This is a genomic window from Dyella sp. (assembly GCF_036384435.1).
Classification (GTDB): Bacteria; Pseudomonadota; Gammaproteobacteria; order Xanthomonadales; family Rhodanobacteraceae; genus GSA-30.
The window spans coordinates 19,662-28,305 of record NZ_DASVMI010000144.1 but is presented as its reverse complement, the minus strand read 5'-3'; the positions used below and the strand labels follow the sequence as shown (position 1 = coordinate 28,305).

Below are 8,644 nucleotides of genomic sequence, written 5' to 3'. Positions count from 1 at the left end.
CAGGCCAGTGCACGAGAGCACGAGGACGCGCGCCTGCTGGGACGCATCAAGCACTTCTGGCTGGCCAGCGGCGGCGTGTACGGGCATCGCAAAATCACCTGCGATTTGCGCGAAGCCGGCGAGCGGTGCAGCCGCCACCGGGTGCGTCGGCTGATGAAGCGCGAAGGTCTGCGGGCCCAGATCGGTTACGGCAGCAAGCCGCGGCACCGGGGCGGCCCCGTTGGTGGGGTGGCCAACGTGCGGGATCGGGAGTTCGCGCCTACGAAGGCTGGTTGTACCTGGCGGCCGTGATGGATCTTTATTCGCGTCAGATCATCGGCTGGGCGACACGCCCGCACATGACAACCGACCTGGTGCTGCAGGCGCTGTTGGCGGCCGTGTGAAAGCGCAAGCCAGGCCCCGGGGTGCTGGTTCACTCGGACCAGGGCAGTCAGTTCACCAGCGATGACTGGCAGTCGTTCCTCAAAGTTAATGCTTCTTTTTTGGTCCAAAAAATGCCGGCCACTACAGTTGCGCTTGCCATGAACCGCCCAGGCCATGTCGCCAATTGCATCGCGAATGAATTCGCTCCTAAGGCGTGGCAGGCATCCTGTGAGCCTCGAAAAATCTCTCATCGGAATGGTGGTTGTGACGATTCTTCCGAGAGTCCTTGGGGACAATCCTGCGCCAGGCCGGCCCGGTCAGCTTTGTGAAGGCCGTCACCTTGTAGGGGAAGGTCTTAGCCGCTTGTCGGCACTTTCCTGCCGCTCGTCGGGTGCCCTCTAGGCCGGGACCGAGACTGGTCCCAGAGTGCAGGGTAGGGGCATCCATAGGGGAATCCCAATGAGGGTTTTATCGCGGCAGCGAGGTGTCTCGCTGATCGAAGTACTGGTGGCCATCGTCATCTTCAGCGTGGGCGTGCTTGGCTTGGCCTTGCTGCAGATCAAGGGTGCCCAGTTCACCAAGCAGGCAGGTGCGCGTAGCTACGCCATCATGCAGGTGCGTAGCCTGATCGACGCCATGCGGGCCAATCCCACCGTGGCAGTGCTGCCGCAGAAGGCGGCCAATCCGGCGGCGCCCACAGCGACGGAGTGCCCGTACTGCTTTGCTGGTTCCACGCCGCCGACGCTGGTCGATTGCTCCAGTGTGTGCACGCCTTTGCAAACGGCCAATAACGACCTGAGCCTGTGGCTGACTCGCCTCAAAAGCGTGGCGCCGGGCCCGTCGGGAGGCAATCTGGCCACGGTGACCTGGAATGCGTCGCTTGGTCAGTACCAGGTGTCGGCAAGCTGGTCGGGAGGCTCGGTGGATAGCAAGACGGCGACCTCCGCCAGTGACGATCTCACCTATACCTTGAACTACATGCCATGAAGCGAATCGAGTCGATGTCGCCGCGATCCCGGCAGTTGGGTGTGTCGTTGATCGAACTTATGGTGGCGGCCCTGCTGGGCCTGATCATCGTGGCCGGACTGATCCAGGTGCTGATCGCCAACCGTCGCGCCTACCAGGTGCAGCAGGGCAGCAATTACCTGCAACAGAATCTGCGTTTTGCCAACGACACCATCAGTTGGTCGGTGCGTATGGCCGGTTTCTGGGGCGGTGTCGCGCCCAACGAGGTCACCGGCCTTACCACCAGCAGCGGTGCGACGCCGTGCAGCGATGCCTGGCTGCTGTCGGCGCAGGGCGGCCTGGGGTCGGGCGCGGTGCAGGGCGCCGACGGCGCCGCGGCATTCCCGTATGGCAGTTGCGTGGCTGCGGCCAACTACGTCAAGGGCAGCGACGTGCTGGTGCTGCGTTATGCCGATGCCGATCCCTGTGCGGTCGATACCGGCGCCACAGCCCTCAACACCAGCACCTGCCTGCCTGCATCGACCTATTACCTGGCGGCCAATGTCGGCCAGACGGGCCAGATATTCAAGGCGGGGGCATCGGTGCCGACATTGCCTGGCAGCACGCATCGCTATGTATACCCGTATCGGGTGGACATGTATTACCTGCAACCGTGCTCGGATAACGGCGGCGGCAATTGCACGGCCACCAGCGATGGTGGCACGCCACAGCCCACATTGATGCGCATGAGCATCGTCAATGGCAAATTCCAGGCGTTCCCGATCGTCTCGGGCATCGAGCAGTTGCAATTCGAATACGGCATCTACGTATCCAATGGGGCGCAGAACGAAGTGCCCTCGATCAAGCAGTACAAGACAGCCGCGCAGATGACTGCGGCCGACTGGCAAAACGTGTTGGCGGTGCGCATGACCATGGTGGCACGCGGTCGCGAGCGTGACCTGTCCATTCCACAGGGTGGTACGTTTGCATTGACCGGTACGTGCAGCTACACGATCAGCACAGCCGGTGCGTTCACCCTGAGCAGCACGAGCGCCGATTGCGATGGCTTCACCATGAACGGCCTGACCCGGCCGGACCAGTTCGTTCGCACGGTGCTGCAACAGACGGTGCAGTTGCGCAACATCAGTCGAGGTGGATGATCATGCGACGTGACCGCTTTCCGATGAATCGCCGAGGGCAGCGCGGTATCGCGTTGTTCATTGGCCTGACGTTCCTGATCGTGCTGTCGGTAGTGGCGGTGATCGCCATGCGCGGCACGTTGACCGAAATGCACATGGTCAACAACGTCGCCGTACACGAACAATTGTTCGAAGTCTCCGAGTCGTTGCGCGATGTGACGGTATCGCTGTTTGACGATCACACCTTCAACCGCGGCTGGCCTTCCACGATGACTGGAGGCACGCAGCCACAGGCCAACTACAGCACCTATCCGATCTGTGGCGTCAAGCCAATCGGCAGCAACGGCGTGAGCTGCGACATGCTAAAGGCCGTATCCATCCGTCAAGATGCGGCGACCGGCGCGGTCAACCTGTACCAGATTCCCTATCAAACGGGCGAGCTAGCCTATGACCCTGGCACATGGGTCAAGAACAGCAAGCCGGATGTGACGATCACCAGCTGCGCCAGTGGTACCTGCACCAGCGGTGGCACCACCAGCATCTGGGTTCGCCCGGACGGCACCGGCCTGCTCGCCGGGTCATCGGCTGGGCAGGAAATGGGCTATCCGGGCCTGGGCGCCGGCACGACTGGCGGCAGCGCCGCATTGTTCTTCGAGATTCTCAGTGTGGCCAGCACAGGTGGTACCGGTCCGACGGACGCCGCCGCGACCAAAGCCATGACCCTGACCCAATACAAGCAGCGCATCGCCAACTGATGCCAAGATCTTTTCGAGAGACGAGCCATGAGTCGACTCCCTGACAACCGCCCGCATCGCGCTTGGAACGCCTCCTCGCGTGCGCTATGGGCCTTGATGCTGCTGGGCCTGGCCTTGCTATGGACGCAATCGGCCTGGGCTGATACCGCGCCAGGCGCGCCGGGCGCATCCATCGGCCTCAACCGCAATAACAAGCTTGCCGCAGGCGGTGACTACACGGCATATCCCACGCTCAATGCCAGCGCGGTACCACCCCTGGTAATGCTAGTGATCTCGCGTGACGAGCAGTTGTTCATCAAGGCCTATACCGACTACACCGATCTTGATGGCGATGGTGTAGTCGACACCACGTACAACAACAATTTCAGTTATTCGGGGTATTTCGACCCTAACCTCTGCTACCAGTACGGGACTGCCAGCTACAAGGCGAGTGCGGCAGCGTCTGGCACCAACAACCATCAGTGCAACGGCAGCACGTGGAGCGGCAATTTCCTCAACTGGGCCACGATGAGTCGCCTGGATGTGCTGCGCTTCGTGCTTTACGGTGGCCTGCGTTCGACGGACACAGCGACCACCACGGTGCTTGAGCGCGCGCCGATTCCGAACGACCTGCATGCCTGGGCCAAGGTCTATTCCGGTAGCGACATCAACAAGTACACGCCGTTCACCACGACGATGTCGTTCTGTAACGCCACGTTTGACGACAATGGCAACTACAGCGTCAACGGTTCGCCACGCCTGCGCGCCGCGCAGGGCGTGTTTACCGAGTGGGGTTCGACCGCGTCGCAGCAATGCGTCTGGCAGACCGGTTCGAAGCCGTCCAATGGTGCCAGCAACTGGTTCGATACGCCCAACCAAGTCAGTAACGGCGGCAGCCAATACACGGTGCGTGTGCAGGTGTGCGATCCGTCCTCGACGGTGCGCGAGAGCTTCTGCCAGGCTTATAACAGCAGCTCCTCCACCAGCTACAAGCCGGTCGGGCTGTTGCAGCGTTATGGTGAAAACGGCCAGATGCGCTTCGGCTTGTTGACCGGTAGTTATGGCGATCCGCGATCCGGTGGTGTGCTTCGCCGCAATATCGGCAAGCTCACGGGCAACGTCACCAATACCGATTGCGGCACCGGTGACGAGATCAGCCAGCAGACGGGTGTGTTCTGTCCCAATTCGCTGAGCGCTGGTGCCGAAGGCATCATCAATGCACTTAACCGCTTCAACATCGTCAACAACCTGGCCAACTGGAATGGCATCTGGTCTGATTGCAATACCTACGGTATCAACAACCGTACCGGCGGCAACGGCCAGTTGAAGAACCCCGGCAAGGGCAGCTATCTGTGCAGCGCCTGGGGTAACCCGCTGTCGGAAATGTATGCCGAGTCGCTGCGTTACATCGCTGGCGGTACCAGCGGCACCACGCAATTCATTCCTGGCACTGACCTGACCGGTTTGCCCGCGGCGACCTGGCAGGACCCTTACGGCAATGACAGCAGTGGTACCCCGCGCAATCCCTACTGCGCACAGTGCAGCATCATTGTGCTGTCCACCGGCTTGAATTCCTTCGACGGCGATGAGGTCAATAGCGTTACCGTGCCCAACCTCGGTGCTAGCGCGGGTGCATCGACCAAGAAGGTCGGTCAGCTCGAGGGCATCAATGGTAGTTATCTGGTGGGCCGCTCGCTGGACAATCTGGTGGCCGCGCAGTCCACCACGTTTGGCCCTGCCCAGACCGGCGACGCCAGTCAGGTGGGTACCGATGCCAATACGCATGAAGACATTTGTACGTCCAAGACGGTGGACGATCTTTCGCTGGTGCGCGGTATCTGTCCGGATATTCCGTCGCAGGAGGGCAGCTACCTGATCGCCGGCCTGGCCTATCAGGCGCGTATCACCGATCTTCGTCCTGGCTTGAAGACGCCCAGCGGCGCAGCCAAGCCCACGAGCGTCATCAACAATGTCACCACATACACGGTGGCGCTGGCCGAGAACCTGCCCAAGTTCCAGATCCCGGTCAGCGGCGGTTCGCTCAATATCGTGCCGATGTGCCAGGCCAACAACAACGGCGGAGCCGTGGCCAGCACCTCCGACTGGCGCAATTGCTATCTCGGTAACGTGACCATCGGTCCGAAGACTTCGATTATTTCGCCGAACTACACCTATGGCCGCCCGTTGCTCAGCGATGGCACGGCCGGTTCGTACTCGGTGACCTGGGAGGACTCCCAGTGGGGTAACGACCACGATCTCGACACGCAGGTGATGATTACCTTCTGCGTGGGTAGTGCCTGCAATCTCACCACCTCCAACCACGGTAGTTATAACGGCTACGACATCTGCTGGCGCTCTAATTCCAGCGTTTGCGGCAGCAATGGCAAGCCCTCGGTGGGCAGCGATACAGCACTGGTGCGTATCGAGCATTTGTCGGCCTATGCCGGTAATGCCATGCTCGGTGGCTTCGCCATCACCGGTTCGAACAACGATGGCGTCAAGCGCGATCTGCTGCGCCCCGGTGGTTCGGACAATTCACTCCTGACCCAGGTAGCCAACCCGCCCTCGAACTGGGTGGTGCCCCAGGTCTATTCCTTCAAGGCCGGCTCGGCGGTGGCCAAGAGCCTGCAGAACCCGCTCTACTACGCGGCCAAGTACGGTGGCTTCACGCCCACCACGGCAGCCGATGGCAGCACGATCAACCAGCCTTGCGACAGCACCACGTCGCCGTCCTGCACCACGTCCAACTGGGATCGCGTGGACAACAACACAGGACAGCCCACGGCCGCTGGTACGGGCGATGGCTTGCCGGACAACTTCTTCCCGGTACGCAACCCGGCGCAGTTGGGTGCGCGCCTGGCCGACGTGTTCAACAAGATCCTGGCCCGCTCGGGTTCGGGTACGTCCGCCGCCGTGGTATCCAGCACCGCGGGCGGTAACGGCCTGACCTACCAGGCGCTGTATCAGGCCCAGCAGCAGAACAAGGATGGCAGCCAGAAGGTAGCCTGGACCGGTGCGCTCAATGCACTGTGGACCGATACGCAGGGTCGCTTGCGCATGGGTGGCTATAGCGTGGGCGGCATTCCGACACTGGGTACTCCGGCGCAGAGTCCGATCGTGGTGTTCTGTACCACCACCACTGGTGAGTCGCGTTACCAGACCTTCACCGACGACAGTGCACCCAGTTCGATCGATTCCTCCAACTGCTCGGGCCAGACGCTCGATACGTTGACGCCGGTGTGGTCAGCGCAGTCGCTGCTCGATGCCAAGACGTACAACACCAACACGCAACGCAGTTACAGCTCGGTGGCCGGCCCAAGCGGCGGACGCTACATCTTCACCTGGATCGATGCCAACCACGATGGCGTGGTGGGCGCCGGTGAGCAGGTGCCGTTCGTCTGGGGTGCCACCGGCTTCAATGGCACGGGTACGTGCTCGGGAACCACCTTCACGGGCAATTTCCGCTTCCTCAACACATGCAGTGGCGTTGGCGCGCAATCGCTCGTGAATTGGGTGCGCGGCACCGAATACGTCGGTTCCGATGGTAAGCCCGATGCCAACTGGCGCTCGCGTACGTTGGACACGCAGGTCTATCGCCTGGGTGACATCATCAATTCGACGCCGCTGGCAGTCAGTACCCCGGCCGAAGCCTTCGACCTGCTTTATAACGACAGCAGCTACGGCCAGTTCAGAGCGGTGTACCAGAACCGTCGCCAGATGATCTATGTCGGCGCCAACGACGGCATGGTGCATGCGTTCAATGGCGGCTTCTACGATTCGGCTGACAACCAGGTCAACCTGCAGCCGCTCAAGTGCAGCAGCGCCGGTTCGTGCTCGGCTGACACCAGTTACACCGCGCATCCGCTCGGTGCGGAAGTGTGGGCTTATGTGCCTGGCAACCTGTTGCCACACCTGCGCTGGATGGCCGATCCGCAGTACAACCATATGTTCTATGTGGATGGCACGCCGATCGCCGTCGATGCACGCATCTTCGCCGTGCCCAGCGCTGCCTGCAGTGCCAACGACCAGACCCAACAGTGTCATCCAGACGGATGGGGTACGGTTTTGATCGTGCCGTTCCGCTTCGGCGGTGGCCCGATCAGCGTGGATACCAAGCTCGGCGCCAACAACGTCACAACGCAGAACTCCTTCTCCGCGTACGTGGTCATGGACGTGACCAATCCGGAAGCACCGCCGGTGTTGTTGGCTGAACTGCTCAATACCGGTGCGACCGATACCGCCAACAACAGTTGCACCAGCAAGGTGGTGTCCTGCACGGACCTGACCCTGTTGACCAGCACCTATACCTCGTCGGTGCCGGCGGTCGCGATGTTCCGCCCGGCAGGCATGGCCAATCCCAATCCCAGCAAGTTCTTCCTGTTCACTGGTTCGGGCAGCACCGACAACGGCGGTGTGGGAGCTGTGGAGGGTGGCAATGCAGGTTCCAACGCATCGCTGAAGCTGCGTGGTTTCGATATGGCGACGCTGGCGACCAATGATCCGACGCCCGTGACCTGGGGCAGTGGCAAGCAGGCGGCCAACTACACCAATGTCGGTAGCACGTCGGCCGGTGCCAACAGCTTTGCCAGTGACCTGATTGCTTCGGATTTCAACCTCGATGGCATAGCCGAATCGCTTTACTTTGGCAGCTCGCAAGGTACGGCCAATTCGTTCTCCGGTTCGATGTGGACAGTGGATTTTGCCGGTAGTGTCGATCCCAAGACCTGGACGCTGCGCCAGCTTGTCTCGGGCGTTGCACGCCCGGTGACAGTGCGTCCGACCTTGGGCGTGGATGACCAGCAGCGGCCGATGGTGTTCTTCGGTACCGGTCGTGCCTTCACCAAGGCCGACCTCAGCGACAAGCAGCAGCAGATCATCGCCGCGGTGGTCGACAAGGGCGGTACCTACGCGCTCAATACGCTGTATGACGTGACCAATATCCAGGTCAATACGGATAACACCGTCACTGGCGCACCCTCTTCGGTGAACAGCGAAGGGACGTTCGCACAGCTGGTTTCCACCTATCCGGGCTGGGTGGATTACCTGAGTATCAAGAACAGCAGCAACCAGAGTATCCCGGCCGAGCGTGTGATCAGTGCGCAGGCATTGTCGGGCGGCGTGTTGCTGACGGCGACCTACCTGCCGGGTACCGATACCTGTACTGACCAGGGGCAGGGGCAGCTCTATGGCATGGATTACAAGTCGGGGACTTCGTCGAGTGGCTTGCTTGGCTTCCTCGGCACCTCGACCAAGGGGGGCTCGATCATCGCCAAGTCGATCTCGCTCGGTGCGGGTCTGCCGTCACAGCCCAGCCTGCACAAGGGTGGATCGCAGGCCAACGGTGCTCAGCAGTTGCGCGTCTGTGTGCAGACGTCGAGCGGCGCGATCATCTGCCATGATGTGACGCCATTGCAGGGTATCAACAGCGGCGAGATTTCCTGGCGCGAACCGGTGGACAAGTGA

The 8,644-nt window shown here is 61.3% G+C and carries 4 protein-coding genes and 1 pseudogene; all 5 read left to right on the top strand.

From position 1 onward, the window contains the following. A pseudogene (locus tag VF436_RS14120) lies at window positions 1-467 on the top strand (DDE-type integrase/transposase/recombinase); the annotation flags it as partial. 355 nt (window positions 468-822) lie between these two features. Next, window positions 823-1,350, top strand: a complete 528-nt coding sequence (pilV, locus tag VF436_RS14115; protein ID WP_330904668.1) for a type IV pilus modification protein PilV — start codon at window positions 823-825, stop codon at window positions 1,348-1,350. Further along, the gene (locus tag VF436_RS14110) at window positions 1,347-2,468 is read left to right on the top strand and encodes a PilW family protein (RefSeq protein ID WP_330904667.1); all 1,122 of its coding nucleotides are present in this window, start codon (window positions 1,347-1,349) and stop codon (window positions 2,466-2,468) included. The genes pilV and VF436_RS14110 overlap by 4 nt, the downstream gene beginning before the upstream one ends. A 2-nt stretch (window positions 2,469-2,470) precedes the next feature. Continuing rightward, complete coding sequence (locus tag VF436_RS14105; RefSeq protein ID WP_330904666.1) at window positions 2,471-3,202, top strand: pilus assembly PilX family protein; 732 nt, start codon at window positions 2,471-2,473, stop codon at window positions 3,200-3,202. Between the two features lie 27 nt (window positions 3,203-3,229). Then, window positions 3,230-8,644, top strand: a complete 5,415-nt coding sequence (locus VF436_RS14100) for a hypothetical protein (protein ID WP_330904665.1) — start codon at window positions 3,230-3,232, stop codon at window positions 8,642-8,644.